Raw genomic sequence first — 25,768 nt, forward strand, 5'->3', positions numbered from 1 at the left:
TCACCCACAGCAGGACAGTCCCCGGTTTGGCCCCGCGCACCCACCAGCCCCTCGCCGAGCGCCTGCGTCCCAAGACGCTCGGCGAAGTGATCGGCCAGCAGCACCTGCTCGGTCCGGGCATGTCGCTGCGCATCGCCTTCGAGTCGGGCCAGCCGCACTCCTGCATCCTCTGGGGCCCACCGGGTACCGGCAAGACCACCATCGCGCGGCTCATGGCCGACGCCTTCGACGCGCAGTTCCTGAGCATCAGCGCAGTGCTGGGCGGCGTGAAGGACATCCGCGAGGCGGTCGAGCAGGCCACGGCCGCGCGCGACGGGCTCACGCAGCAGCGCACCATCGTCTTCGTCGACGAGGTGCACCGCTTCAACAAGAGCCAGCAGGACGCGTTCCTGCCGCACGTCGAGTCGGGCCTGTTCACCTTCATTGGCGCGACCACCGAGAACCCGTCGTTCGAAGTCAATTCGGCCTTGCTGTCGCGGGCGGCGGTGTACGTGCTGCAGTCGCTCAACGAAGGCGACCTGAAGCAGATCGTCGCCAAGGCGCAAGCGATCCAGGCGGTTCCGGCCATCGACGAGGCGGCCATCGACCGCCTGGTCGCCTACGCGGACGGCGACGCGCGCCGCCTGCTCAACACGCTGGAGACGCTGGCGGTTGCGGCCGGCGCCGAGAAGCTCACGAACATCACCGACGAGTGGCTGCTGCGCGTGCTCGGCGAGCGCATGCGCCGCTACGACAAGGGCGGCGAGCAGTTCTACGACACCATCAGCGCGCTGCACAAATCGGTGCGCGGCAGCGACCCCGACGCCGCACTCTACTGGTTCGTGCGCATGCTCGACGGTGGCGCCGACCCGCGCTACATGGCGCGCCGCCTGGTGCGCATGGCCAGCGAAGACATCGGCCTGGCCGACCCGCGCGCGCTGCGCCTGGCGCTCGATGCGGCCGAGGTCTACGAGCGCCTGGGTACCCCCGAAGGCGAGCTGGCACTGGCGGAATGCGTGGTCTACCTGGCCATCGCACCCAAGTCGAACGCGGTCTACAAGGCCTACAACGCGGTGCGCGCATTGGTGAAGAAAGACAGCACGCGCCCGGTGCCGATGCACCTGCGCAATGCGCCGACCAAGCTCATGAAGGAGCTCGACTACGGCAAGGGGTACCGCTACGCGCACGACGAGGAGGGCGGTTTCGCCGCCGGCGAGCGCTACCTGCCCGAGGGCCTGGAAGGCCAGGTGTTCTACGAACCGGTCGAGCGTGGACTCGAAATCCGCATCGCGGAAAAGCTGCGCGAACTGCGTCGCCTCAACACAAATTCAGATCGCTGATACAGGTTTGCGCATCTGCATGACTTCACGCGCATACAGCATGAAGTGAGCGGGTAAACCCCGGTCATCCCGCCCCAAAACAGCGCCGGGGCGTGTCTACAATCCCGCCCACCAAATCTGCCGGCGACACATGTTGGCTGGTTTTTTGCTTGTCAAGCCAGTGGCGCCAAACCGGTGCCTCGGTAGGTGAATGGCACCCGCAAGGTGCAACACATAGGGAATCGCGTTATGGAAATATTGCTGCAGCAGATCATCAACGGTCTGGTTCTCGGCAGCATGTATGCCTTGATAGCCTTGGGCTACACCATGGTGTACGGCATCATCAATCTGATCAATTTTGCGCACGGTGAAGTGCTGATGGTGGGGGCGCTCACAAGCTGGACCATCATCGGGCTCATGAAGGACGGAATGCCCAACACACCGGGCTGGCTGATCCTCTTCGTTGCGCTGATCATTGCCTGCGTCGTCGCGGCAAGCCTCAACTTCGTGATCGAGAAAGTGGCCTACCGGCCGCTGCGCAACAGCCCCAAGCTCGCACCGCTCATCACCGCCATCGGCGTGTCGATCCTGCTGCAGACGCTGGCCATGATCATCTGGAAGCCGACCAACAAGGCGTATCCCAACCTGCTGCCGACCGACCCCATCCACGTGGGCGGCGCCGTGATCTCGCCCACGCAGGTCATGATCCTCAGCGTCACGGCGTTCTCGCTCGTGATCCTGATGTGGCTGGTCAACTACACCAAGCTCGGCCGCGCGATGCGCGCCACTGCCGAGAACCCGCGCGTCGCGGCGCTCATGGGCATCCGGCCCGACATGGTCATCTCGGCCACCTTCATCATCGGCGCCGTGCTCGCGGCCATCGCCGGCGTGATGTACGCCTCCAACTACGGCATCGCGCAACACGCGATGGGCTTCCTGCCCGGCCTCAAGGCCTTCACCGCGGCCGTGTTCGGCGGCATCGGCAACCTGGCCGGCGCAGTGGTCGGCGGCATCCTGCTCGGCCTCATCGAGGCCATCGGCTCCGGCTACATCGGCACCCTCACGGGTGGCGTGCTGGGCAGCAACTACAGCGACATCTTCGCTTTCATCGTGCTGATCGTGATGCTCACGCTGCGGCCTTCGGGTCTGCTCGGCGAGCGCGTGGCGGACCGGGCCTGAGGAGCAGCACACCATGAAGAACAGCAAGAACCTCGCGCTCTACATCCTCGGCGTGGTCGCCGTGCTGGCGCTGCCCATCCTGTTGCAGACCCAGGGCAACGCCTGGGTGCGCATCGCCGACATCGCATTGCTCTACGTGATGCTCGCGCTCGGCCTGAACATCGTGGTCGGCTACGCCGGCCTGCTCGACCTGGGCTACGTGGCCTTCTTTGCGGTCGGCGCGTACCTCTACGCGCTGATGGGTTCGTCGCACCTCTCGGACACCTTTCCGTGGTTCAAGGCGATGTTCCCGAACGGGCTGCACACCTCGCTCCTGATCGTGGTTCCGCTTGCGCTGGTGGTGGCCGGGGTGCTCGGCGCGATGCTGGGGGCGCCCACGCTGAAGCTGCGCGGCGACTACCTCGCGATCGTCACGCTCGGCTTCGGTGAAATCATCCGGGTGTTCCTGAACAACCTCGACCAGCCGATCAACATCACCAACGGGCCGAAGGGCATCACGGCGATCGACTCCATCAAGTTCTGGGGGCTGGACCTCGGCAAGGCGTGGAAGTTCGACGGCTTCACGATCTCCTCGGTCACGCTGTATTACTACCTGTTCCTGGCGCTGGTGGTGGCCACGATCATCATCTCGCACCGCCTGCAGATCTCGCGCATCGGCCGCGCCTGGATGGCCATCCGCGAAGATGAAATCGCTGCCAAGGCGATGGGCATCAACACCCGCAACATGAAGCTGCTGGCCTTCGGCATGGGCGCCAGCTTCGGCGGCGTGTCGGGCGCGATGTTCGCGGCCTTCCAGGGCTTCGTGTCGCCCGAGTCCTTCAGCCTGATGGAGTCGGTGATGATCGTCGCCATGGTCGTGCTGGGCGGCCTCGGGCACCTGCCCGGCGTCATCCTGGGTGCCGTGCTGCTGGCCGCGCTGCCCGAAGTGCTGCGCTACGTGGCCGGCCCGCTGCAGGCGATGACCGACGGCCGCCTCGACGCGTCCATCCTGCGCCAGCTGTTCATCGCGCTGGCCATGATCGTCATCATGCTGATGCGCCCGCGCGGCCTGTGGCCCTCGCCGGAACACGGCAAGACATTGGCGAAGAAGAACGGCGCGCCCGTCGACCCGGCCCATGCGGCCGTGGCGCCCGGCACGCTGCAGACCCATGCACCGGGCATCGACAGCCCCGCTGACGAAGTGCCGGGTGCGGCATCGCGTCCCATGTCCATCAATCCGTGAGCCAAGGACACACAGACATGACGACAGACACCATCCTCGACGTTCGCGGCATCTCCAAGCGCTTCGGCGGACTGCAGGCCCTCTCGGACGTGGGCATCACCATCAAGCGCGGCCAGGTCTACGGCCTGATCGGGCCCAACGGCGCCGGCAAGACGACCTTCTTCAACGTGATCACCGGGCTGTACACGCCCGACAGCGGCACCTTCGAACTGGCCGGCAAGCCCTACCAGCCGACGGCCGTGCACGAAGTGGCCAAGGCCGGCATTGCGCGCACCTTCCAGAACATCCGCCTCTTCGCCGAAATGACGGCGCTCGAGAACGTGATGGTCGGGCGCCACATCCGTACGCACTCCGGCGTGTTCGGCGCCATGCTGCGCACCAAGGGCTTCAAGGCCGAAGAAGCGGCCATCGCCAAGCGCGCGCAGGAGCTGCTCGACTACGTGGGCATCGGCAAGTTCGCCGACTACAAGGCGCGCACGCTGAGCTACGGCGACCAGCGCCGCCTCGAGATCGCGCGCGCACTGGCCACCGACCCCCAGCTCATCGCGCTGGACGAACCGGCCGCCGGCATGAACTCGACCGAGAAGGTCCTGCTGCGCGAGCTCATCGACCGCATCCGCAAGGACAACCGCACGATCCTGATCATCGAACACGACGTGAAGCTCATCATGGGCCTGTGCGACCGCGTCACCGTGCTCGACTACGGCAAGCAGATTGCCGAGGGCAACCCGGTCGAGGTACAGAAGAACGAAAAGGTGATCGAGGCCTACCTCGGCACCGGAGGACATTGAGATGAGCCCCGCAGAAGCAACGATGGCCACCGCGACGGCACCGGCCGCCACCACCAAGGCAGCGGGCAAGAACCTGCTCAAGGTCCGCGGCCTGAAGGTGGGCTACGGCGGCATCCAGGCCGTGAAGGGCGTGGACTTCGACGTGTTCGAGGGCGAGCTGGTCTCGCTCATCGGCTCCAACGGCGCCGGCAAGACCACCACCATGAAGGCCATCACCGGCACGCTGCCGGCCGGCGCGGGCGACATCGAGTTCCTGGGCCGCAGCATCAAGGGCCGCGGCGCCTGGGACCTCGTGGGCGAGGGCCTCGTGATGGTGCCCGAGGGCCGCGGCGTGTTCACGCGCATGACGATCACCGAGAACCTGCAGATCGGCGCCTACATCCGCAACGACAAGGCCGAGATCGCGAGCGACATGGAGCGCGTGTTCGTGACCTTCCCGCGCCTGCGCGAGCGCAAGGACCAGCTGGCCGGCACGATGTCCGGCGGCGAACAGCAGATGCTGGCGATGGGCCGTGCGCTCATGGCGCGTCCGAAGGTGCTGCTGCTCGACGAGCCCACCATGGGCCTGTCGCCGATCATGTGCGACAAGATCTTCGAGGTGGTGCAGACCGTGGCCTCGCAGGGCGTCACGATCCTGCTGGTGGAGCAGAACGCCAACCGCGCGCTGCAACTGGCCGACCGTGGCTACGTCATGGAGTCGGGCCTCATCACGATGAACGGCGACGCCAAGGAACTGCTGCGCGATCCGCGCGTGCGCGCCGCCTACCTCGGCGAGTAAGCACCCGCCAGCGCCACCGGCCAGCACCGCAGAACGCGGTGGCTGGCCGTTTTTTCGTCCAGCCCTATCCCATCATCGCGGCGGCGGCCTTGATCGCCTCGCGGATGCGTCCGTAGGTGCCGCAGCGGCACACGTTCTCGATGGCGTCGATGTCGGCGTCCGTCGGGGTGCGCGTGCGGCGCAGGAGGTCGACCGCGGCCATGATCTGGCCCGGCTGGCAGAAGCCGCACTGCGGCACGTCCAGGTTCATCCAGGCCTGCTGCACCGGGTGCAGCGTGTTGCCGTTGGCCAGGCCCTCGATGGTCGTCACCTGGCGCCCGCGCACGTCGGACACGCGCACCGAGCAGGTCGTCACGGCCTTGCCGTCGACGTGGCAGGTGCAGGCCTTGCACACGTTGATGCCGCAGCCGTACTTCGGGCCGGTGATGCCGAGCTTGTCACGCAGCACCCACAGCAGCGCCAGGTCGTCGGGCGCCTCGACGTCCACGTTCTGGCCGTTCACCTTGAAAGATTGCACAGGCATGGCGGGTCTCCTCAAGCGGGGATCGGAACGTTGACGGGCGTGGGCAGCTTGCCCGGCGGGATCGGCGTGAAGTCGACCGGGAAGTTCAGCGGGAAGCTGCGCGGCTTGATGCCGGTGGCGCGCCCATAGGCGTTGGCAATGGCGCCCGAGCTCGCCGACAGGCCGACCTCGCCCAGGCCGCCGATGGCCTCGCCATTGGCCGGCAGGATGATGATCTTCACGTCCTTCGGGTAGTGCTTCATGCGCGAGAAGTGGTACTGCGAGTAGCTGCCTTCCAGCGGCAGGCCGTTCTGGATGTGCAGCCCCGCCGACAGCACCAGCGCGATCGATTCGCACAGGCCGCCCTGCAGTTGCGCCTCGATGCCCGAGGGGTTGATCGGCGTGCCCACGTCGATGGCGATGGTTGCGCGCACCACGCGGGCCTGCGCCGGCACGCGCGCGTCGATCTCGACGATGCAGGCCGTGAAGGACTTCGACTCCTGGTGCACGGCCACGCCCTGCGCAAAGCCCGCCGGCATCGCCTTGCCCCACTGCGCGGCCTCCGCCACCGCCTTCAGCACCGCGCGGGCGCGCGGCAGGCGCAGGTACTCGAGCCGGAAGGCGATCGGGTCCTTGCGCGCGGCGCGGGCCATCTCGTCGACCAGGATCTCTTCCACCAGCCGCGCGGGCTGGATGTGCACCGAGCGGTAGGAGCAGGTGTTCATGTCCATCGGCACCGGCGTCAGCAGCTTGGTCGTGACGCCGAAGTTGTAGGGCGAGGTCACCATGGTCTTGAACATGACCTGCTCGATCGCGAAGTTGCCCACCGTCTGCGGGAAGGCGTTGGGCAGCGCGATGGCGGCGGCCTCGAGCATGTTGCCGAAGCCGTGGCGCGTGTCCAGGCGCACGCTGGCGATGCGCTGTTCGAAGGCGATCACCTGGCCCAGCAGCATCGTGGCGCGCGCCTTCTGGTAGATCGGCGGGCGGATGCGCGTGTGGCGCATGTCGTCGGTGCGGTGGTACATCAGGCGGCAGGGGCGCCCCAGCGCCTTCGACACCTGGATCGCCTGCAGCACCGGGTCCCAGAACAGGCGCCGCCCGAAGGAGCCGCCCGAGGGCACCGCATGCACGACGACCTTGTTCAGCGGCAGGCCCAGCTCGGCGGCCACCGCCTGCTGGGTGACGATGGGGCTCTGCAGCCCGGCCCAGATCTCGGCGCGATCCGCTCGCACGTCGGCAATCGCGCATTCGACTTCCATCGGGCAATGCGCGGCCGGCGCGAACTCGAACTCGGCCTCGACCGTCAGCGCGCCCAGCGGCGGCAGCGCAAAGGGCAGCAGCGACGACTTCAGCTTGCGCATGATGGTGGCGTTCGACTCGCCGTCGAGCGGGCCGGCGGCCCAGGTCACGTCGAGCGCGTTCACCGCGGCCCAGGCCTGGCCGAAGGTCTCGGCCATCACCGCCACGCCGGGCGGCGTCGGCGTGATGCCGTTGGTGGCGGGAATCGGCACCACGCCGATCACGCCCGGCATGCCCATCACGGTGTTCAGGTTGTTGATGCCGACGAACTTGCCGTTGATGGTCGGCGGGCGCCGCACCATCGTCGGCTTGGCATTGGGCACTGCCTGGTCGAGCGTGAACTTCTTGCGCCCGGTGACGATGTCCAGCGCATCGAGCCGCGTCACGCGCTGGCCGACCACCGAGGGCGTCGAGCCGGAGAGCAGGCCGCCGAGGCCACCCAGCACTGGCATGCCGGCGTGCATCGAGCGCACGCTCGACGAGCCGCCCGTGAGCTGGTTCCAGATCAGCTCGGGGCTCGCGTCGGCCGACGTGACTTCGATGGCGCTCAGCGGCAGGCGCAGCTTGTCGGCCAGCATCATCGCGCTGGCCGTGGCGATGCCCTGGCCCACTTCGAGGCGCGGCAGCGCGAGGCGCACGCGGCCGTCGCCGGTGTTCGTCACCTTCACCAGCGGCATGGTCGGCAGCGAGGTCAGTGTGACCGCGTCGCCGATGTCGATCAGGTCGGTGGTGTCGGGCGGGGTCATGGGCAGCAGCGCGGCCACCGCGGAGGCGGGCGCCGTGAGGGCACCGAGCCCCGCGATGCCGGCCGCCGCCGATGCCAGCGGCGCGGCCGTGGCGTAGCCGAGCACGTCGCGCCGGCGCAGGCCGTGCGCATCCCCGTCGTCGGGTCCGCACGCGGGACGCGGGTCCTTGTTCGAACGCTTCATCGTTGTCTCCTTGTTGTTTGGCGAACGCGGATGACTGTGGCACCATCGCCGCGCCGAAGATGTCGTTGCAACGACATTTCTTACGGACCCCGCCGACCGGCGCCTGCGACGGATCGGCCGATGCGATGTCACGAGGGACGACAGCAGGAGGCGCGATGTCGAACGCGTTGGAGAACATGCTTCGCGAGAGCTTGTGGGCGCGCGCGCTCACGGACGACGAACTCGACCGCGTCGTCCAGGAGTCGCACGAGCGCGTGGTGCCGGCCGGCGGCTTCGTCGTGCGGCGCGGCGAGCCGGCCGATCACTGGATCGGCGTGATCGACGGCCTCATGAAGATGTCGGTGTCGCTGCCCGACGGGCGCGTGTCCACCTTCACCGGCGTGACCGCCGGCGGCTGGGGCGGCGAAGGCTCGCTGCTCACCCCCGGATGCTGGCGCTACGACGGCGTGGCGCTGCGGCCCACGCGCGTGGCCTGCGTGCCGCGGCACAGCTTCGAGCGGCTGATGTCCACCAGCATCGGCTTCAATCGGTTTCTGTTGTTACACATCAATGCGCGACTGAGCCTGTTCATCGGCCTCATGGAATTCGATCGCCTGCTCGGCCCCGACGCGCGCGTGGCGCGTTGCCTGGCCAGCCTGTTCGACCCCATCCTCTATCCGCGCGCCACCCGCTTCGTGCGGTTGAGCCAGGACGAGATCGGCCTCTTGTCGGCCGTGTCGCGCCAGCGTGCCAACCGCGCGCTGCATGCGCTGCAGCGCGACGGCCTGTTGCGCATCGAACATGGCGGCGTGGAAGTGCTCGACCTCGCGGGCCTGCGCACCTACCAGAGCGGGGCGGCCGAAGCGGCGGTGGCCGTGGCCGCGGCCACCGACACGCAGGCCGCAGCGCCCCTGGACGACCTCGTCAGTCCACCTTCGCCCCGGTGGCCTTGACCACCTTCTCGTACTTGGCGAGTTCGCTCTTCATGAAGGCGCCGAACTGCTCGGACGAGTTGCCGACCGGCTCGGCCAGCATCGAGGCGAAGCGGGTCTTCGTTTCCGGTGCGTTCAGCGCGGCGACGAAGGCCTGATTCAGTTTCGCAACCACCTCGGGCGGCGTGCCGGCCGGCGCGACCAGGCCCCACCAGGTGTCGATCGAGAAGCCCTTGAGCGTGTCGGCCACGGGCGGCACGTCGGGCAGGGCGCTGCTGCGCTTGAGCGTCGTGACCGCGATCGCCTTCAGCTTGCCCGAGCGGATGTTCGGCGCGGCCGTGGCGAGGTTGTCGAAGTTGAAGTCGACCTGGCCCGACAGCAGCGCCAGCTGCGCCGGGTTGCCGCCGTTGTACGGGATGTGCACCGCGAAGATGCCTGCTTCCTTCTTGAACAGCTCGCCCGCCAGGTGGCCGGCGCTGCCGTTGCCGCCGCTGGCGTAGTTGAGCTTGGCCGGGTTGGCCTTGGCGTAGCGGATCAGGTCGGCCAGCGTGCGGATGTTCAGGCGGTTGGCCGTGTCGGCGTTCATCACCAGCACGTTGGGCACGCGCACCATCTGCGTGATCGGCGCGAAGTCGGTCGCGGCGTTGAACGGCATCTTGCTGTACAGCCACGGGTTCACCGCGTTCGTGGCCGTGGCCGCGATGCCGATCGTGAGGCCGTCGGCCGGCGCCTTGGCGACGAAGTCGGCGCCGATGTTGCCGCCCGCGCCGGGCTTGTTGTCGATGATGACCGGGCCGCCCAGCGTGTCCTTCACCTGCTCGGCCAGGATGCGCGCGGTGTTGTCGATCGGGCCGCCGGCCGCGTAGGGCACGACGAGGCGGATCGGGCGGTGTTGTTGGGCTGCGGCATGGCCGGCGGTGAGCACGGCAGCGCCGGCGATCAGGGTCAGGAGGAAGTGTCTCGTCTTCATGTTGTTCTGCGTCACGTCTGCGAAAAGGGAAGGGGAGCGCGAAGGCTCAGGGCAGGGCCTTGTCGGCTTCGGTGGTGAAGGCGTCGGCGAAGAACTCTTCTTCGGGCAGGCCCGCGAGCGCCACGTAGTCGTGCTTGGCCGAGTCGACCACGATCGGCGCGCCGCAGGCATACACCTGGTGGCCCGACAGGTCCGTGAAGTCTTCCAGCACCGCCTGGTGGACGAAGCCGGTGCGGCCGGTCCAGTTGTCTTCCGGCGTGGCGTTCGACACCACGGGCACGTAGCGCAGGTTCGGCATCGCGGCCAGCTGCTCGCGCAGCCAGGCGTCCATGTACAGGTCTTCGGGGCGGCGTCCGCCCCAGTAGATCGCGGCGGGCCGCTCGATGCCCTTGAACTGCATGTGCTCCAGCAGCGCCTTGATCGGCGCGAAGCCCGTGCCCGAGGCCAGCAGGATCATCGGCTTGTCGGAGTCCTCGCGCAGGAAGAAGCTGCCGAACGGGCCTTCGATGCGCAGGATCTCTTTTTCCTTCATCGCGCCGAAGACGTGGTCGGTGAACTTGCCGCCCGGCAGGTGCCGCAGGTGCAGTTCGAGACCCGTGCCCGGCACGGCCACCGTGTGCGGCGCGTTGGCCATCGAGTAGCTGCGGCGCGCGCCGTCGCGCAGGATGAACTCCACGTACTGGCCCGCATAGAACTGCAGCGGCTCGCCGGCCGGCAGCTGCAGGCGCAGCATCATCACGTCGTGCGACTGGCGCGTGAGCGCCATCACGCGCACCGGCATCTTGCGGATCGGCAGCGCGCCGGCCTCGGTGACCTGGCGCGACTCGAGCACCACGTCGCTCGTCGGGTGGGCGCAGCAGGTCAGCACGTAGCCGGCCAGTTGCTCCTCGGCGCTCAGCGCCTTGCTCTGGTGTGGGCCGAGCGTGACCTCGCCCGACAGCTTCTTGCACTTGCAGGAACCGCAGGCGCCGTCCTTGCAGCCGTAGGGGAGGCCGATGCCCTGGCGGATGCCGGCCGCGAGGATGGTTTCGTCGCCCTGGACCACGAAGTGGCGCCCGCTGGGCTCGACGGTGATGGAAAAGCCCGCTTCGTGCGGCGCTGTAGCAGTCATCGGTATTCTTCGGGGGTGAACTTTCCCGGCTGCGTGCGGCCGGGACAACTGAATTGAGACAGGAAACCCGGATTTTGCCTTCAATCAATAGTCCCTCCGGCGCACTGCCGGCCCGGTTCCGGCGCGAGCGCCTGCTGATCGTCGGCTGCGGCGACGTCGGCCAGCGCGTGGCGCGCAACCTGCGCGGGCGCATGCAGCTGGTGGCGCTCACGTCCTCGGCCGACCGCGTCGCGGCGCTGCGCGCGGCCGGCATCCGGCCGCTGGTGGGCAACCTGGACGACCGCGCCACCCTGCGCCGCCTGGCAGGCATCGCCACCCGCGTGGTGCACCTGGCGCCGCCCGCCCGCGAAGGCGGCGCGGCCTGGTGGCGCGACCAGCGCACCGTGTCGCTGGCGCAGGCGCTGCGGCTGCGCTCGCTGCCCTCGGCGCTGGTCTACGGCTCCACCAGCGGCGTGTACGGCGACTGCGGCGGCGCGCGCGTGAGCGAAACGCGCGGCGTGCGGCCCGACACCCCGCGCTCCCACCGGCGCGTCGATGCCGAGCGCGCCGTGCGCTGGTTCGGCCGCAGCACCGGCGTGCGCACCAGCATCCTGCGCATCCCGGGCATCTACGCGCCCGACCGCGAGAACGGCACGCCGCGCGGCCGCCTGGAACGCGGCACGCCCGTGCTGCGCCGCGAGGACGACGTCTACACCAGCCACATCCACGCCGACGACCTCGCACGTGCCTGCGTGGCGGCGCTGTTCCGCGGCAAGCCCCAGCGCGTGGTGCACGCGTCGGACGACACCGAGCTGCGCATGGGCGACTACTTCGACCTGGCCGCCGACCTCTACGGCATGCCCCGCCCGCCGCGCGTGGCGCGCGATGAGGCGCAGCGGCAATTGCCGCTGCAACTGCTGAGCTTCATGGGCGAATCGCGCCGCCTCGACAACACGCGGCTCAAGCGCGAGCTGCGCGTGCGGCTCGCGCATCCGACGGTGCACACCGGCCTGCAGCCCGCAGAAGCCTGACAGGACGCAACCCGTGAACAAACAGAGCGTGCGCATCCCCGACGGCCATCCGACCTTCGGCTCGACCGCCGTCTTCGACACCTTCAAGTACGCGCCCGGCGTCAAGGCCGGCGGCCTGCTGTTCGTGGCAGGGCAGGTCGGCCTGCGTGCCGACGGCAGCGTGCCCGAGAGCGCTTCGGAACAGGCCGACTGGGCTTTCCGGCGGCTGGGCGTGGTGCTCGAAAGCGCGGGACTCGGCTTTGCCGACCTGGTGGAGATCGTGAGCTACCACGTCGACGTCGAGCACGAGCTGGCGGGCTTTCGCGAGGTGAAGGACCGCTACATCACCGAGGATTTCCCGGCCTGGACGATCCTCGGCGTGGCGGCGCTGGCGCGGCCGGCGCTGCGGGTGGAGATTCGTGCGGTGGTGGCGTTGAAGACCGCGCAAGCGGGCTGACACCGAAGCGGATGCCCAGGGGCCGGGCGTACCATCGCGGCACAGGTTCCAGATCGAACCGATCGAAGCGAAGCGGACGAAACGAATGCCCCAAACGATTGAAGCGTTGCTTGCCGATCAAGGCGCACAGGCTGTCCTCGCCTACTTGAACGCGCGCGTGCCGCATCGGTACACCGGGATCTACAGGATCCGCGCCGACCTGGTCACGAGCCTCTACCTGCACGACAAGCAAGGCGAACTGATCCCCGAGAACATCGCCGTCGTGCCCTTCGAGGCGAGCATCTGTCCCTTTGTCCTGCGCGACGGGTGGTTCCGCACCGACGACTCGAGCGTGGACGAGCGCTTTGCCACGCACCCCGGACGGGACTACACCATCAGTTACCACGGCGTTCCGCTCTTGAACTCCGCGGGCGCGGTCGCCGGCACCTTGTGCCACTTCAACTTCACGGCCGTGCCGCTGCCGGACGACGAGTTCGAGCTGCTGCACCAGGCTGCCTTGTCGCTGCAGGTGAAGCTGGCCGACGCTCTTTGCTAGGGCGGGGCTTTACCCGGCCTGAAAAGCTCCGAGGCAAAGAAAAACCCGCTGCGCCAGTGAAGCGAGCGGGTTTCTTGATGTGGGGGTGAGACGGTGTCGTCTCGTGGTGCGGGGCCGGAATCGCAAATAGGGCTGCAGGCCGCATGAATGCTGTATTTTTCAATCCGATGCGGTGAGGTGCCGACAAAAGTACCGACAAATGTCAAAGCATCCGGAACTGTTGCTCGATGTAGGTGCAGAGTTGCCTGATAGCTATCCCTAACCTCGCATGTTAGTGACTGCTAGCAAGGTGAGTGTTTGGGATAGTGGTGCCGCACTACATCCGCACTTGCCATGTAGTCCGTGAATCCGGTAAGCCACTCTGGCGCGCCGCCACAACACTCCCTTACGATTCCCCTTCTGTCGGTGAAGTCTTGAATGATTCCTTAAAGGTAGCATCTACAATGACCTATGCTCTGCGGGAACATCCCGCGAAGCCGGCTGAAGATCTGCGAACGCAGCAGGACCATCAGCGCGCTATACCAGGAGGACCTCTATGGTGCCTAGATACCATTCGTGCGGACCTTTCCAATTTGAGCCTTGTTTACTCAGGTACGGCCAAGTTAGACGCCGTGGAGAAGCTCGCGTGGACTGCTGACAACGCGAAAGCGTTCCTCTCGCAACTGTCGAAGGCTCGCTACTACACGTCCGAATGGTGCTATGCATCAAACGGCCAGACTCCGTATGCGGCGGACGCCTACGTAATGGGCTTCAATCGTCACCGCGGATGTGAAAACCAAAAAACTGACCCCTGGGTTTATTTCAAGTTTTCAATCTTGACCAAAACCCAAAAGATTTTGGTTCTCTCCGCACACCCAGAGAAAGCAAAATGACTACTCACATTTCCCCCATCGCCGAGCAGTACTGCCCCTTCTGCGAGTCGGAGGATGTAGTGGTGCGCGCGTTTGAGAGCGCGACGCCCATTGGGCGGAGAAAGCATGTTGTCACCGGCTTGCAGGAATGTGAATGTCTTGCATGCGGTGAAAAATTTGCAAGCGAATCGCAAAATGACTATAACGCTTTTTTAATTGAGAGCGCGACCAGAAAGGAGCAATCCTTTCTCTCGATTGGGATTCTGAAGAAATTCAGAGAAAAATTCTGCCTTAGCCAGCGGTCTGCTTCAAGACTATTCGGGGCTGGTGAATCCTCGGTAGGAAAGTGGGAATCGGGACAGCTGCCTAGTGGCCCGGCAGCGTTGTTGATTCAGTGCGCTATTCATGTCCCAGGAGTTGCTCAATTCCTGGGGGCGCTGGCCAATGTCGAGATCGAAGAATCGAAAGATGGCTTGCAGTGGTCCAAGGCCGAAACACCATTTGAGAATTCCCCGAGGGTGCTACATGCCTTTATCGTCTCATCTCGCGAACACCTAGAGCCTCGTGCGTCGCACGGGAGTGATTTTTCGCTTGAAGAACTTTATGGAGCTGCTGCATGAGGCAGTCTAAGATCCAACTATTGGACCTAGATCTCGAAAGAGTTACGTTCAAAAAGAATCCGCGATATCAAAAAACGTCTTCTAAATCAGAGGACGCCAGTGTTGAAAGTTTTGCGCTACAGAGCGCGAAGACAATTACTAAATCCCCGGAATTTTGGGACGATGATGATCAAGTGGATCCCGAGGCTAAAAAGCATACATACACGGTACGACTAGGAATTCGAACCCCCCTCAGGGAACCTACCGCTTATCCCTATCAATTTGAAGTGATATTTTCAGGTGTGGTCGTCAATTTTGATCACACCGATGGGGACTCAGATCAGCTCGCCGCAAAGTACGGATTGGCTTTGCTTTACGGCGCTGTACGTGATCAGGTCATCGCACTTTCTGCAAAAATGAAGCATGGGCGGTTGTTGCTTCCCACGATGTCGTTCGAGGACGAAAGATATGAGGAGCTTTCTGCCGCCCACGATGCTATGGCGAAGAAAAACGCAGAAGTCGCTTCTACCCGATTGGACTCTTGATAGTGCCCTTCTTCCTTATAGGCACTCGGGCATAGCGAGACGCAGTTGGATCGGTGTGGAGGAGGGAGCGACCAAACTAGATGCGACCCAGGATCTTGTCGGGGTGTGACTCAGGTTTGACTGGGAGCTTTCGTGGAGAGAGCTGCTCGAACTGGGCCCCGGCGACCTAAGCGTTGTTTCTCGACGGCTGAGTCGAACCTGATCCAAAGGTCGCGAGACGCGGGAGATTGGCCCCATTTCCCTCGGTTTTCGCCCAAGTGGCTAATAGCTGCTAAGTATTCTGGTAACAACTCGGAAGAATCGCTGTTTTCGGTCCGTGCGACTGATTGATAGTAGCCATGGCAACTAGCAATCGGTTGGCAAAACTCGTCACTTCGGTCCAGCACTCAGAGGCAACCACCCTCCATAGCCCACCGGACGTGTGAGGAGGTAGCCCACGGCTGTGTCGTGACGACTGACTGCGAGTGAGTTGCGCCCTACAGTAGTCGTCAACCGGCTCGACTATTGAGCGGCCAAGCGCTCCGCAATGTCACGCGCGCCTAGGCCTCGCACCGATGCCAGACTTTCAAGCTGCGCCGCACGTGGGCGCGCCTTGCCTTGCTCCCAGTGATAGATCGTCTGGCCCGAAACCCCGACGAGGCTTCCATAGCTCGCGGCGGACAGCCCCAGCTTGGTCCGATGTGCCGCGAGCCGAGCTGCACTGAATCGACGCTTGGTGTCTGAGCCGTTTGCATCGCCTGGTGTTTCCGCAGCAGCTTGGCGCATAGCGCCCTTGCTGACGCGCCGCAATTCCTTCTCCAGCGCGGTAACCTGCCGGCGCAGATCTGCAATTGCCGCGCGATGGCTTGTTGAGGCCTTCTTGAGCGTTTCGATCTCTGCGCGGACCTCTTTTCGAGCTACGCGAGAGATTTCAGCTTTGAGGATTGATGTGATGTCAGGCATGGCGGTATTGTGACCCGCAGCGCAAGGCATTGCCTTATCGGAAGCTCATGCTGCAGGATCAGCCCGAATATCTCGACCTAGGAGCCCTCCGAATGCCTCGCAAAATCACGCTACTTGCATGGGCTGCTCAGCAGTTCGACCCGCCGCCTGTCGAGAACACTTTGCGGATATGGGCTCGCAACGGTCGCATCATCCCGCCGCCTGTGAAGATTGGCCGAACCTACTGGGTTGAGCCGACGGCGAAGCACATTGCTGAAGTCATGGCCGACGATCGGTTGGTAAACCGGCTTAGGTGCAGGTAGTTCTCACGAAATGCTGACCACCCAGGAAACCTTCCATCGGGAGGGCTAAAAACCCAAAAATGGCGGTGCTGCGGCCACGTGGATCGGCGAAACTCATAACGCCGCGCCATTGTGTGCGCATGGAGCCTCGCGCTTTTTCGCAGCTCCCCCAGCCATTATTTACTCGTGAAAGACGGAAAATGACGGAAAAGAAAATCGACTGGGGCAAGGAAATTATTCAAGCGGGCAGTGATGTCGCCGCCTCGGCAAAAGAAATGGGCATCCCAGGGGTTGGCCTAATTGCCAAATTTGCCCAAACTTTTTACGACAAACATCTGCAAAAAAGATTTGAGAAATTCATATCCGATGCGGAGATCGATGGTGAGTTTATCGACAAGATTTTGTCAAACGAAAATTACTCAAATTGCTTTTACGCCACTCTTGAAGCCGTTCGGCAGACGCACTCCAAGATTGGTGTGGTAGCACTCGCATTAATTTATAAAGAGCATTGGAATGATGAGGCGTATCTCCTTGCCGCAACACAGGCTTTTTCCCAAGTAAGCGACGCGACTTTAGAGGCCTTCATGGCTCTTTATTTGTCTATGACCGATGAAGACACGCACCTGGTGCTGAAGGTTCAAAAAGAAGGGGAAAACCACTTTCACGAGTACTACATTGAGGCCGTAGAGTTGGTCCGTCGTAACTTTTTTGTTCTCAGTACTGGCCCAGGGAATCATGCTAATGGACCGATCCAGGCTATGAAATGGGAACATACCGCTTCATACTATGTCTACTGCCAGAGAGCTTTGGCGCGAAAAAATAGTGTTTGATCCGAGGTGCGCCCCTTTTCAATTTCGAAGAGCACTGCGGATCTTCTTGGTTAGGTTAGGGCGTCCATCGCATCACGTTGTTCACGGAGCAGGGCATTCAATCCCTTGGAAAGCTCCCGTATCTCGCGCCAAGTTCCACCGGTATAGGCGTTACGCGACACCTTGGCTTTTCCTTCTGGGCTTGTCGGCCCGGTGGCCTTGTCCCACGGTCGCCAGGTGCGGATGAGTAGGGATTGCCGTTCGCGGCGCTCCTGTGTCCAGCCATTGGCCATCGTCGCTCTCCAATTTTTTGATTTGCGAGGATTCAGCTTGCTCCGCCTGAGCGGGAACCCCGTTGTTGATCTGCTGCTGCCCGTTGTTGATGTTCGCGTTCTTCGAATACACCACTTGGCGCGGGAACTTCAGTTCGACTAGTGCCTGCACCGTGGCCCGGCTTTGCGCCTGTGCCTTGAGCGCCATGCCGAAGAACGCTTCAAGATTGCGCTGTCCGGTCTGGAGCTGGGCACGGTTGGCGAAGTTTGCAGCCATGGTCTGCAGCGCCACCGCTTGACCGACCAACATCCCCTCAAGGTCCGAGAGGTCGCCGTCCTTCACCGCCGCGGTGATTCGCCGTACTTCGGCAATGTTGGCATTGACCGAGCTTCCTCCGCCAATGTGTGAGTTGTAGGCCATCGCCATCAGGCCGGCGCTGATTGCGGAATCGGCCAAGGAGCGGCCCACCACCTCGGCCTCTGTCTCCTTGGTGCCGTCAGCGCGTGTCTGCATAACAAGCTGCAAGGCGAAGCCTGGTTTCGCTGGAGTTGTCATTCTGTGCCCTCCTCGTTGTGTTTTCGGTCTATTGCCATGCCACGAATCCTTCTAAGATCCAAGACCATGAGCTTCGAGCTATTCGGATTCGAGATCCCGGCATTCCTGTTGTGGAAAGTGCTTGGCTTGTGTGCGCTCGCGTTCATCGTAAATTTTCTTTACACCCTCAAGACTGGCCGGAGTCTTACCTCTGACCGGAACCGGCTGGCAGAACAGGAAGCGTCCGAGCCAGCCCAATCCAAGCGGGATCGAGTAGGCCGATAGGTTGGTGTGACGACTGGCTGAGGTATTGAGCCAACGCCAGATCGAGGGCTTCGGGGTCGGCAAGAAGCCCTCCGATACGTTCTACCTTGCCCTTCTTCGCAGTCGCCTTCAGCCCTTCCAGAATTGGACCAGTGATCGATCCAATGAACGGGATTCGGCGAGCTGCCATGTCCACAAACTTGTTGTCTAGCGCACCGAGGTTCAGAGCGTTTTGTACCGTCGGCGACCCCTTTGCCATGTTCAGGGTTGCGGCGTTGTCAGCGCGCATCAGGTCTGCAGCCACACCTTGAAGCTGTGCCCGTTCGCCTTCGGTCATCAATCCATCAATCGCGCCGCTGCGAGCCTTCAGCCATGCGTTGAACTTTGCATTTGTGAGGTTGCCCAGGCGCTCAGTCTGGTTCGCGGCGTCAGTGACCGCGTAGTTCTTCAGCGCCTCCCGCGTTTCGGGCGTGGCGATCTTGTTGAAGGACGCAATGTCTGACGATTGCGACATGCGCGGGCTGAAGAACTTCCCAGCCAATTCTGCGCCCTGTGCCTGCGGCAGGCCATCTCCGGAGTTACGGAACATGGACGCCTGTGGGCCGGTGTGGAACTTGTTCATCTTGGCGGCGTGTAGCTGAACCGCCTCCTGCCATGCCTTCACGATGTCACTGGGAAAGTACTCACCCAGTCCTCCGCGGCCAGCTGCAACCTGTGCCGTTTGGTCGTCCAAGTCGGCAATCATCTGCCTTAAGGCTGCCGCCTCTTTGTTCGCGCCTTTCTCGCTCGCTTGCTGGGCAGCTTCCCCAAGCGAAGAACGCATGTTTTGAATCTCTCGGAAGGCAACCGGCCTAGGCAACTGCGAGCCCGCGCCTGGGGCCTTGGTCCCAGCTTCTGCAGGCAGCTCCGCAATGCCGATTCGGCGCGCCTCCGCCAGCGCTGCCTCTGCCTTGCTACCTGTCCCGAAAGTGCCCGGACCTAGGAATTTGTCGCGTGCCTGCTGCATCGCGTCGAGCGGGAGATTGATGCGGGTTTCATTGAACGGATCCACTGCGTCAAACGCTGCGTTCACGCGTCGCGACGCTTGCGCTTCTGCGGGGAGGACTGTGGCCGCAACGCTGTTGCCGAAGTTCTCTGCCGATTGCTGCACCGTGCCAGTCACCGGGGAGATTCGGTCCAACGCGGCAAGGCGGGCCACGTTCTGTGCCGCCTCCCTCTGCGTGATCGCGCTGCCGCCCGCGTTCTGAACTGTCCTGGCCAACTGACTGACGCCGGGGTTTTGGAGAATCTGCGGAACAGTCGGCCCCTCCGCGATGAGGTGCGGGCCCATTTGCCCGACTGCTGCGCGAACCGCCGCAATCTCTTGTGGGTTGCTCAGGCCGCCTGCTTCGAGGATGGCTTTCGCTGCGCGTACCTCGTCGGGAGTACGAAGCGCACGGATGCCATGGGCTACCAACGACCCGACCTTACCGGCCCCCGCAACCAAAGGGGGGAGGACCGCTCCGACGGCTGCGCCGATCTTGGCCGATGCCGGATCAATGAGTGCAGTGGATGTGCCGCCACTGATTGCGCCGCCCGTCATGCGCAATGCGATATTGCCGACTTGCCCGGCCACGCCAGAAGGTGCGAGCCCCGTAGCCATACCTCCCGTGCGAATGGACTCGCCAACCGCATTCAAAGCAGGAGCTGCCCGCGTGAGGCCGGGAAGCGCGCCCGCGCCTTTGACGGCACTTCCAATGACACCGCCAACGGGCATTGTTGCGATGACATTGCCACCGATCCGACCAGCGGTGAAAGGCAAGGAGGCGTTCTCGGCGTTGAAGCCTGCGAGCCCCGCCGCACGTTCTGCGTTCTCTCGCTCTGCCTGGCTCATTGCCGGCTCGCCAGGACGGCCCGAGGTCCGCTTCAGCCTTGGATCGATTAGGCCGTTCGGATCATCGATGCCGGACCACAAGTCGGCGCCGGCTCTTGTCCCAGAGTTGATGATCGTATTTCCAATGTCCGCGAAACCAGATGCCAGCCCCTTAGCGATCTTGTTCTCGGTGCTACCTGGTGTCACGGCGTTAACGAGCATGCCCGCAGGAGTCAGGCCCGCCACGGCCCGGATACCCGCAGCGACGACATCCGAAGAAGGCGCCCCAGTCTCTTGAACGGCTTGCTGACGGCGTTGCTGCGGATGATTGGAGGCAGGCGCCACCGTGGGCGCGAACTGTGCGTTCAATTCAGCCCACGGGTCGGCCTTGGCCTGTGTTGATTGCACATTGGGCGCGAACTGGGCATTCAGTTGCTGCCACTCAGGGGAGATGCTGTCTTCGGTAGGCTGGGCCATGTTCGGCTTCTGCGTGTTTTGTTGCGGCTGTGCGTTCGCCGAGGGGATGAGGGCGCTAACCCCCTTGCCGATGGCGTTCATCACCCGCCCTGGTGTGCCGCCTGCCATGCGTGAGGCCTGAATCAGCTTGTCGGCATAGCGCGGGTCTTCCGCATAGCCGCGTAGACCTGCTGCGAACTTGGCGGGATCACTACCAGCACCAACAGCGCCGGGATACTTGCGTTGAATCAGGCTTGCGTAGTCAGACGCGAAGGCTTCAGGCGATGCATACGTGCGGTACTTGTCCCGGCTTCCGGTCATGTTGTCCACCGCTGCGACGCCGCTGCCCGCAAAGTCCTTGATGTTGCCGAGATTGTTGGTTCCCGGAATGATCGACCGGCCCCACCCAGTCTCTACCCCCCATTGCCCGAGCAGAATCTTTGGATCGACGCCGAGCGTGCGGCCCGCCGCGATGGCGGCATCCGCGTACGTGTTGACGAAATCGGCGCGGTTGTTCACGCGTGGGATGCTTGCCATCTCCATCACTTGCTCCACTTCTGCAAGATCGGGTCATTCCAGATTGACCCTTGAACCTTGCGCCACATGCGATCCACTTTCGTCAGGTCGCCTTCGACTTGAGCTAGAGGCATGGCCTGCTCGTAATACTCTGCCTTGCGTCGGTCTTGGTTGGCTTGCGCTTCGGCCAGGTCAAGGATGAATTGATTTGCACCAGGCGTGTTCTTGAGCGCTACGAACGTCTGATTCAGCCGCTTCGCATCGCCCTCAGTGGCTGTACCCTTTTGCTCGATCTGTTTCTTCATGAGGCGATCCATCGCCACCGCCTGGAACTTCTGCGCGTTGGCCGCGTAAAGGTCTGAATTTGCGGTGCCCATGCCAAGCCCCTGAAGCACTGCCGCTGCATTCGCTTTGGCCTCGCTACCCCAGCCGGACTGGAAATCGATGTTGCGCAGCGCTTGCACGTTCGTTTGCAGATCTGTCGCGGCGCTGCCTGCTTCCTTCACGGGGTTGAACGAGGTCTTTATCCAGTTGTCGTTAAGTGCGGTGGCTGATTGCTGCTTGATCGGATTGCGTGCAGCGATATATGGGCTCTGACCTTGTGCTTGTCCCCCGATTGCACCGCCGAAGCCACCCACTCCGGGCTGCGCGCCAACAAGAGAGGCGCGGGGTACAAAGTCGGTGTCGCCCGTTCGCTGGTTTATCGCCTGCACTGGATCCAGTTCGGCCTGAAGGAACTGACGCGCGCGGTCGGCGGCAATGTCTGCGGGGGCCTTGGCCCATGCAGTCGCGCCTGCTTTCTCACCTTCCAGGCTTGCCAAGGCGCTTGCGCCAGGAAGACGAGACACCGTGCCATTTCTGAAGTCCACGCCCTTGGTCGGGTCGGGCAAGTACTGTGGAGCTTGGCCGGGAAGTTGCGTGTAGCCGCCTGCGCTGAGCTGCGTTGGCACATTGGCGAGCTTCCAAGCTTCGAGTAAGTCGGCGCCGCCTTCCGCCTTGAGTTGTGCTACCGCCTCCAGCGGGACGCCGCGTAGGCCTGCGGCTTGCTGCGGGGTCACGCTCTGACCGGTTGGCGACTGCATTGAAACGCCCGGGTTGATGCCAACCGAAAAACCCTCGCCCACGCCGCCCGGCGACGAGCCAAAAGAACCAGCTCCACCAAAAAGGCCGCTGGTCATGGATTGCAGGCGCGCGGCTCTTGCGATCTGCGATTGACGCAGTGCGTTCTGTGAGGCGTTTTCTTCCATCTGCGATTGCAGCAGCTTGCGCCTCATTTCCGCATCTTGCCGAGCCGCAACGCCCTGCATCGCCACCTGTACGCGCTGCCCGACGTTCATGGGCGTCGTGGATGGGCCACCAGCCGCGAGCAGGCCGATACCGAGCTGAGCGCTCGGGTCACTTAGAAGGGATTCAAAAAGGCCAGCCATGATTTTCCTTAGTGCTTTACTTCGTGAGGCTCGGCCCACGGCAAGAGGTTGATGTGTTCAGCCATTCGGTCCACCTCGAACCAGAGGCCTGGTGTGGATGGCATGGAGAATGCGCAGATGCCAACACCGACCAGGAGCTGCGCATTCGTTCCATCGAGGAATCGGTACAGCCAAGGCGACTCCTGACGAATCAGACAGAGCGCGAAGTCTGCGAAGGCTTCATGCTTTGCCAGATCGGGCTCTGAGCCGTCGATAGGCGTATTCCATTCGGTACGGACATCCAGTGCCATCAGAAGCCCCTTACCAGCTGCCACCGGGGCCTGCGCTATTGGCGCCACCAGGCGCACCAGCACTCGGACCTTCGCCTTCGCCAGGTGCTCCGCCAGCAAACCCACTCGTCCACATGTAGGCGCGCGGATCCGCGTTCGGATCCTTGTAGTCGGCGCCCTTGCCGTAGTAGTTGTTCGGGTCAACACCGCCATTGGCGAAGTAGGCCGACATATCGCGGTATTGCTGCGTGCCAGGCTGTGGCGTCGGCATGCCGTACTTGAACGTGCCATAGCCACCATTGCCGTACATGCTCGTCCCATCGAAGCTGGACATATTCATGCCAGAGACGATGCCGTTCTGCTGCGTGAAGGTGCCTTCTTCGGGCTTCGGTGTAGTCACCTGAGGCGTGTTGGCATAGGGGTTGCTGTTGGCGCCTGTCCCCGCGCTGAGGAGTGCCAGCAGACCGCCTTGACTGCCACCCGCCGCACCCGTCCCGTTGAAGTTGAAAGCGGTCGGTCGTGCGTTTGGATTGGAGCGATCAAAGCCGACCTGTTGGCCGCTGAGCTGACCGAGCAGCGACGGAACAGCAGCACGCATGTATGCGCTCTGGTTGCCCTGATTCGCATACGCCTGGTTCTGCAAGGCGCTGAACGGCTGCGCGGTATAGGCGTTCTGCAGGTTTTGTCCCTGCATCAGGTTGTTCATGATCCACGGTTGAGCGGGTCCCCACGGCTCCTTGCTTTGCGTCTGCGATCCTGCGCCGCCTCCACCACCGCCGCTATCGGAAAGCGCGCTACTTGCAACCGCGCCGATTACTGGCGCTGCAATGCTCCATGGCATATCAGTTACTCCCCGTCTTGATGCAGACGATCATGGTGATTCGGTCGCGCTGGCTGTCGTTCGTGACCCAATGCGTGAACGAGTTGTCAAACCAAAACAGGTCGCCCGGCTTGGTCACAAGTGACTGCCCGTCGAAATGAAAGGTCTGCTCGGGTGCTGCCTCGATCTGGATGGCGTACTTGTCGTAGTAACGGGCGTGCCATCCTGGATCTGTGTGAGGCTTGCAAATCTGGCCGGGCTTGATGCGGGTAATTAGGACACCCCCGAGGCGTTCGCCACGTACCGCAGCCATCAGCCCGTAGACAAGATCCTTGACCGCTAGGAGATCGGCGCAGGGATACCAGATCGATTCGTGGGAACCGTCTTCTTTCATCGTGGCCGGGTCTGCATAGCGTGCCCAAATGTCAGACAGGCCGTGATGAGGCGAAGCCTTCGGGGCAGTTCTGCCGGTGTTCTGGTCCCACAGTTCCGGATGCATTGCGAGCGCGTTCTGGATGGCCGACACGTCGAGCCCCTCAGCTAGCAACTTGATGCGCGCATTCGTCATTGAAGCGCCTGGATCATCGAGGCCATTTGCGCATCGTCGGGGGATGCAATCAGCACCTCATCAACTTCGCTTTCGTCGGTGCAGTCAGTCGCGTGGATGCAGTACCAAACCACATTGGTGAGGGCCTTCACGCCATGGTGCTTGCCAGCCGTGATGGTGATGCAGGCGGGGCCGGTCATCTCGCTCCGTACGCCGTCAATCAGCAGTTCGACGGTGCCGGAAGCAAGCACGGAAAGATGATCGTGTTCGTGCTTGTGCTGGACAAGAATCAAGCCTGCGGCAATGCGCGTTTCTTTGGCGTAAACCCCGCCGCCGAAGTGGTGCGAGATGGGTAAGTCTTCAAGGCTCGGGGGGCAATGCATGCCAAGTAGGTTAGGCAATGCATCGCACTTTTTCCATGCCGAAAGATGGCGATTAATGCGCTTTGGTTGCAGCAACTACCAGCTTTCGCGGCGTTGCTCGATCCAGATCGCCAGATCCATCAGGCGGTAACTGATCTTCGATCCGGAAACTGGCCTGTTGTAGTAGATTGGTCCTTTACCTTCACCGCGAAGGTTCTTGAACGATCCAGGCGCATAGCCAACCAACTTTGCAGCATCCTTCTCGCCAACTCTCATATCGGCACTCGTTGGAATGACGTCTCGGGTCACTACGTGCAAGAGCATCCCCATAGTGCTCTCCACGAGGTTTTGTAGCTCCTCCGGTGTTCGCTCCACAATCATTTGAAAGCCTCCGAGAAAAGCGGTCCCGCGATGGAATCATCCGAATCGCTAGATGTCCTCCGAGCCATTTCTCGGTTGCCATCTGATTTTCGAAGTGCGATAGCTTGTGTACTCCCCATACTGACGGGAACATAGGGCGCTGGGTCGTGTGACGTGAAGTCATCTACGAAGTCGTCCACGGCCATATCCAGTAGATCCACGAGCGAGTTGATCTGGCCCATTTCGAAGGTGAGATCTGCATGCTTCCAGTCTGCGCCGGTCGCGAACTGTTCCTGTAGTTGCAGGGCGTGTTGTCGGACACGAAGCATGTTCCGCTTCAACCGATCAAGATCGCGCTCCTGCTCCGCAAGGGTTGGCTGTTCCGCATCTGCTTCATGAGCGTTCGCGATCAGGCCGAGCCGTTCAGCAAGAAGGCGGACGTGGATCGGATGAAGGTCCACAACGTAGCTGTCGCCCATCGATTCGTTTTCCAGCCTCAGGTTGCCGTTGTCCAAAGTCTCGATGCTCAAGTGCGGGATGTGTTCGTTCATGACTTTCTTTCAATGCGAGGTTCTCAATGCAGGAGATGGCTTCTCTAGATGGTTTCCGCGAGACGGTGTAGAGAGAGCTTGAAAATGGGGGCTGATAGCACCGTGAGACGGTGTAGAGCGGGCCTTCCCTACACCGTGAGGCGGTGCAATAGAGTGGCCCTCTACACCGTGAGACGGTCTAAGGCTTGCGTTTTGGTAGGCGCCTCTCACAAAGGTCTGAGCCGCTCCATCGTCGTAGCCGGGCAGCCGATCCAATGCCCGCCACGTGACGGCGTACCAGCTTGCTTTATTTGGTCGGTGGCCCATCACGGTCTCGTGGATGAAGCCGGCCGCCAACAATTCGCGCTTGGCACGGGTGATCACGTCAGCGCTGTTCCATCCCCGTTTGGAAAGGTGGGTAGCAGAGGCCAGCAGTCGCCCGTTGTTATCGCGGACGAACTGCCGTGCAATCTCCAGCAGCAGGGAGCGCGCAGGATGGCTTAGAGCGGCGTAGGCTGGGCAATCGAGCACGGACCAAGGGAGGGCGACGAACCCACCCG

The 25,768-nt window shown here is 63.0% G+C and carries 28 protein-coding genes; 14 read left to right on the top strand and 14 right to left on the bottom strand.

Features of this window, described 5'->3' with window-relative positions:
* Positions 1–26 precede the first annotated feature (26 nt).
* From AC07YS_RS16500 to AC07YS_RS16520, 5 genes are all read left to right on the top strand, one after another.
* On the top strand, positions 27–1,319 hold the full coding sequence (locus tag AC07YS_RS16500) for a replication-associated recombination protein A (protein WP_139703237.1): 1,293 nt from the start codon (positions 27–29) through the stop codon (positions 1,317–1,319).
* A gap of 228 nt (positions 1,320–1,547) precedes the next feature.
* Positions 1,548–2,477, top strand: a complete 930-nt coding sequence (locus AC07YS_RS16505) for a branched-chain amino acid ABC transporter permease (RefSeq protein WP_062481019.1) — start codon at positions 1,548–1,550, stop codon at positions 2,475–2,477.
* A 13-nt stretch (positions 2,478–2,490) separates the two neighbouring features.
* Positions 2,491–3,699, top strand: a complete 1,209-nt coding sequence (locus tag AC07YS_RS16510) for a branched-chain amino acid ABC transporter permease (protein ID WP_495269263.1) — start codon at positions 2,491–2,493, stop codon at positions 3,697–3,699.
* A 17-nt stretch (positions 3,700–3,716) separates the two neighbouring features.
* On the top strand, positions 3,717–4,490 hold the full coding sequence (locus AC07YS_RS16515; protein ID WP_056572293.1) for an ABC transporter ATP-binding protein: 774 nt from the start codon (positions 3,717–3,719) through the stop codon (positions 4,488–4,490).
* 1 nt (position 4,491) lies between these two features.
* A complete protein-coding gene (locus tag AC07YS_RS16520) occupies positions 4,492–5,268 on the top strand; it encodes an ABC transporter ATP-binding protein (protein ID WP_495269262.1) in 777 nt (258 codons plus the stop codon).
* Positions 5,269–5,332: 64 nt separating this feature from the next.
* On the opposite strand, the gene AC07YS_RS16525 is transcribed toward AC07YS_RS16520, so the two are convergent.
* Together AC07YS_RS16525 and AC07YS_RS16530 are read right to left on the bottom strand one after the other, a co-directional pair.
* Positions 5,333–5,791, bottom strand: a complete 459-nt coding sequence (locus tag AC07YS_RS16525; protein ID WP_056572291.1) for a (2Fe-2S)-binding protein — start codon at positions 5,789–5,791, stop codon at positions 5,333–5,335.
* 11 nt (positions 5,792–5,802) lie between these two features.
* A complete protein-coding gene (locus tag AC07YS_RS16530; RefSeq protein WP_495269261.1) occupies positions 5,803–7,998 on the bottom strand; it encodes a xanthine dehydrogenase family protein molybdopterin-binding subunit in 2,196 nt (731 codons plus the stop codon).
* Between the two features lie 155 nt (positions 7,999–8,153).
* On the opposite strand from AC07YS_RS16530, the gene AC07YS_RS16535 reads away from it, so the two are divergent.
* Entirely contained in the window at positions 8,154–8,930 is a 777-nt protein-coding gene (locus AC07YS_RS16535; RefSeq protein WP_495269260.1) for a Crp/Fnr family transcriptional regulator, read from the top strand.
* Here AC07YS_RS16535 and AC07YS_RS16540 read toward each other — a convergent pair.
* Together AC07YS_RS16540 and AC07YS_RS16545 are read right to left on the bottom strand one after the other, a co-directional pair.
* Positions 8,902–9,879, bottom strand: coding sequence for a Bug family tripartite tricarboxylate transporter substrate binding protein (locus tag AC07YS_RS16540; RefSeq protein WP_495269259.1), 978 nt, complete (start codon positions 9,877–9,879; stop codon positions 8,902–8,904). The two genes, AC07YS_RS16535 and AC07YS_RS16540, sit on opposite strands and share 29 nt — an antisense overlap.
* Positions 9,880–9,925: 46 nt before the next feature.
* On the bottom strand, positions 9,926–10,990 hold the full coding sequence (locus tag AC07YS_RS16545; RefSeq protein WP_495269258.1) for a CDP-6-deoxy-delta-3,4-glucoseen reductase: 1,065 nt from the start codon (positions 10,988–10,990) through the stop codon (positions 9,926–9,928).
* A gap of 74 nt (positions 10,991–11,064) precedes the next feature.
* Here AC07YS_RS16545 and AC07YS_RS16550 point away from each other — a divergent pair, with 74 nt between their 5' ends.
* The 6 genes from AC07YS_RS16550 to AC07YS_RS16575 all read left to right on the top strand — a co-directional run bounded on the left by AC07YS_RS16550 (position 11,065) and on the right by AC07YS_RS16575 (position 14,966).
* Positions 11,065–12,000: an SDR family oxidoreductase gene (locus tag AC07YS_RS16550; protein ID WP_354342501.1), complete on the top strand. Its 936-nt coding sequence runs from the start codon at positions 11,065–11,067 to the stop codon at positions 11,998–12,000.
* Between the two features lie 13 nt (positions 12,001–12,013).
* Entirely contained in the window at positions 12,014–12,436 is a 423-nt protein-coding gene (locus tag AC07YS_RS16555; protein WP_495269257.1) for a RidA family protein, read from the top strand.
* An 85-nt stretch (positions 12,437–12,521) separates the two neighbouring features.
* A complete protein-coding gene (locus tag AC07YS_RS16560; protein WP_495269256.1) occupies positions 12,522–12,971 on the top strand; it encodes a guanylate cyclase in 450 nt (149 codons plus the stop codon).
* Positions 12,972–13,414: 443 nt separating this feature from the next.
* Complete coding sequence (locus tag AC07YS_RS16565; protein ID WP_495269255.1) at positions 13,415–13,843, top strand: hypothetical protein; 429 nt, start codon at positions 13,415–13,417, stop codon at positions 13,841–13,843.
* A complete protein-coding gene (locus AC07YS_RS16570; RefSeq protein WP_495269254.1) occupies positions 13,840–14,442 on the top strand; it encodes a type II TA system antitoxin MqsA family protein in 603 nt (200 codons plus the stop codon). Before AC07YS_RS16565 ends, AC07YS_RS16570 begins: the two co-directional genes overlap by 4 nt.
* Positions 14,439–14,966 (top strand): hypothetical protein, encoded by a 528-nt coding sequence (locus tag AC07YS_RS16575; RefSeq protein WP_495269253.1) that lies wholly within the window; start codon positions 14,439–14,441, stop codon positions 14,964–14,966. The genes AC07YS_RS16570 and AC07YS_RS16575 overlap by 4 nt, the downstream gene beginning before the upstream one ends.
* 501 nt (positions 14,967–15,467) lie before the next feature.
* On the opposite strand, the gene AC07YS_RS16580 is transcribed toward AC07YS_RS16575, so the two are convergent.
* Positions 15,468–15,908: a helix-turn-helix domain-containing protein gene (locus AC07YS_RS16580; protein WP_495269252.1), complete on the bottom strand. Its 441-nt coding sequence runs from the start codon at positions 15,906–15,908 to the stop codon at positions 15,468–15,470.
* A 92-nt stretch (positions 15,909–16,000) separates the two neighbouring features.
* Between AC07YS_RS16580 and AC07YS_RS16585 the strand changes: the two genes are divergently transcribed.
* Positions 16,001–16,210: an excisionase gene (locus tag AC07YS_RS16585; RefSeq protein WP_495273895.1), complete on the top strand. Its 210-nt coding sequence runs from the start codon at positions 16,001–16,003 to the stop codon at positions 16,208–16,210.
* 59 nt (positions 16,211–16,269) lie between these two features.
* On the top strand, positions 16,270–17,019 hold the full coding sequence (locus tag AC07YS_RS16590; RefSeq protein ID WP_495269250.1) for a hypothetical protein: 750 nt from the start codon (positions 16,270–16,272) through the stop codon (positions 17,017–17,019).
* A 150-nt stretch (positions 17,020–17,169) separates the two neighbouring features.
* On the opposite strand, the gene AC07YS_RS16595 is transcribed toward AC07YS_RS16590, so the two are convergent.
* The 9 genes from AC07YS_RS16595 to AC07YS_RS16635 all read right to left on the bottom strand — a co-directional run bounded on the left by AC07YS_RS16595 (position 17,170) and on the right by AC07YS_RS16635 (position 25,229).
* Positions 17,170–17,826 (bottom strand): hypothetical protein, encoded by a 657-nt coding sequence (locus tag AC07YS_RS16595; protein ID WP_495269249.1) that lies wholly within the window; start codon positions 17,824–17,826, stop codon positions 17,170–17,172.
* A 184-nt stretch (positions 17,827–18,010) separates the two neighbouring features.
* The gene (locus tag AC07YS_RS16600; RefSeq protein WP_495269248.1) at positions 18,011–20,896 is read right to left on the bottom strand and encodes a glucosaminidase domain-containing protein; all 2,886 of its coding nucleotides are present in this window, start codon (positions 20,894–20,896) and stop codon (positions 18,011–18,013) included.
* Positions 20,897–20,919: 23 nt separating this feature from the next.
* On the bottom strand, positions 20,920–22,230 hold the full coding sequence (locus AC07YS_RS16605; RefSeq protein ID WP_495269247.1) for a hypothetical protein: 1,311 nt from the start codon (positions 22,228–22,230) through the stop codon (positions 20,920–20,922).
* Between the two features lie 98 nt (positions 22,231–22,328).
* Positions 22,329–22,610 carry a hypothetical protein gene (locus tag AC07YS_RS16610; RefSeq protein ID WP_495269246.1) on the bottom strand — a complete coding sequence of 94 codons (282 nt, stop codon included), beginning with the start codon at positions 22,608–22,610 and terminating at the stop codon, positions 22,329–22,331.
* Positions 22,611–22,620: 10 nt separating this feature from the next.
* Positions 22,621–23,295 carry a hypothetical protein gene (locus AC07YS_RS16615; RefSeq protein ID WP_495269245.1) on the bottom strand — a complete coding sequence of 225 codons (675 nt, stop codon included), beginning with the start codon at positions 23,293–23,295 and terminating at the stop codon, positions 22,621–22,623.
* 136 nt (positions 23,296–23,431) lie between these two features.
* A complete protein-coding gene (locus tag AC07YS_RS16620; protein WP_495269244.1) occupies positions 23,432–23,977 on the bottom strand; it encodes an aspartyl/asparaginyl beta-hydroxylase domain-containing protein in 546 nt (181 codons plus the stop codon).
* Positions 23,974–24,414 carry a hypothetical protein gene (locus AC07YS_RS16625; RefSeq protein WP_495269243.1) on the bottom strand — a complete coding sequence of 147 codons (441 nt, stop codon included), beginning with the start codon at positions 24,412–24,414 and terminating at the stop codon, positions 23,974–23,976. The genes AC07YS_RS16620 and AC07YS_RS16625 overlap by 4 nt, the downstream gene beginning before the upstream one ends.
* Positions 24,415–24,699, bottom strand: a complete 285-nt coding sequence (locus AC07YS_RS16630) for a hypothetical protein (protein WP_495269242.1) — start codon at positions 24,697–24,699, stop codon at positions 24,415–24,417.
* Complete coding sequence (locus AC07YS_RS16635) at positions 24,696–25,229, bottom strand: hypothetical protein (protein ID WP_495269241.1); 534 nt, start codon at positions 25,227–25,229, stop codon at positions 24,696–24,698. Before AC07YS_RS16635 ends, AC07YS_RS16630 begins: the two co-directional genes overlap by 4 nt.
* Positions 25,230–25,768 lie beyond the last annotated feature (539 nt).

Source organism: Variovorax sp. GW458-11-26-14-LB1 (assembly GCF_059423965.1).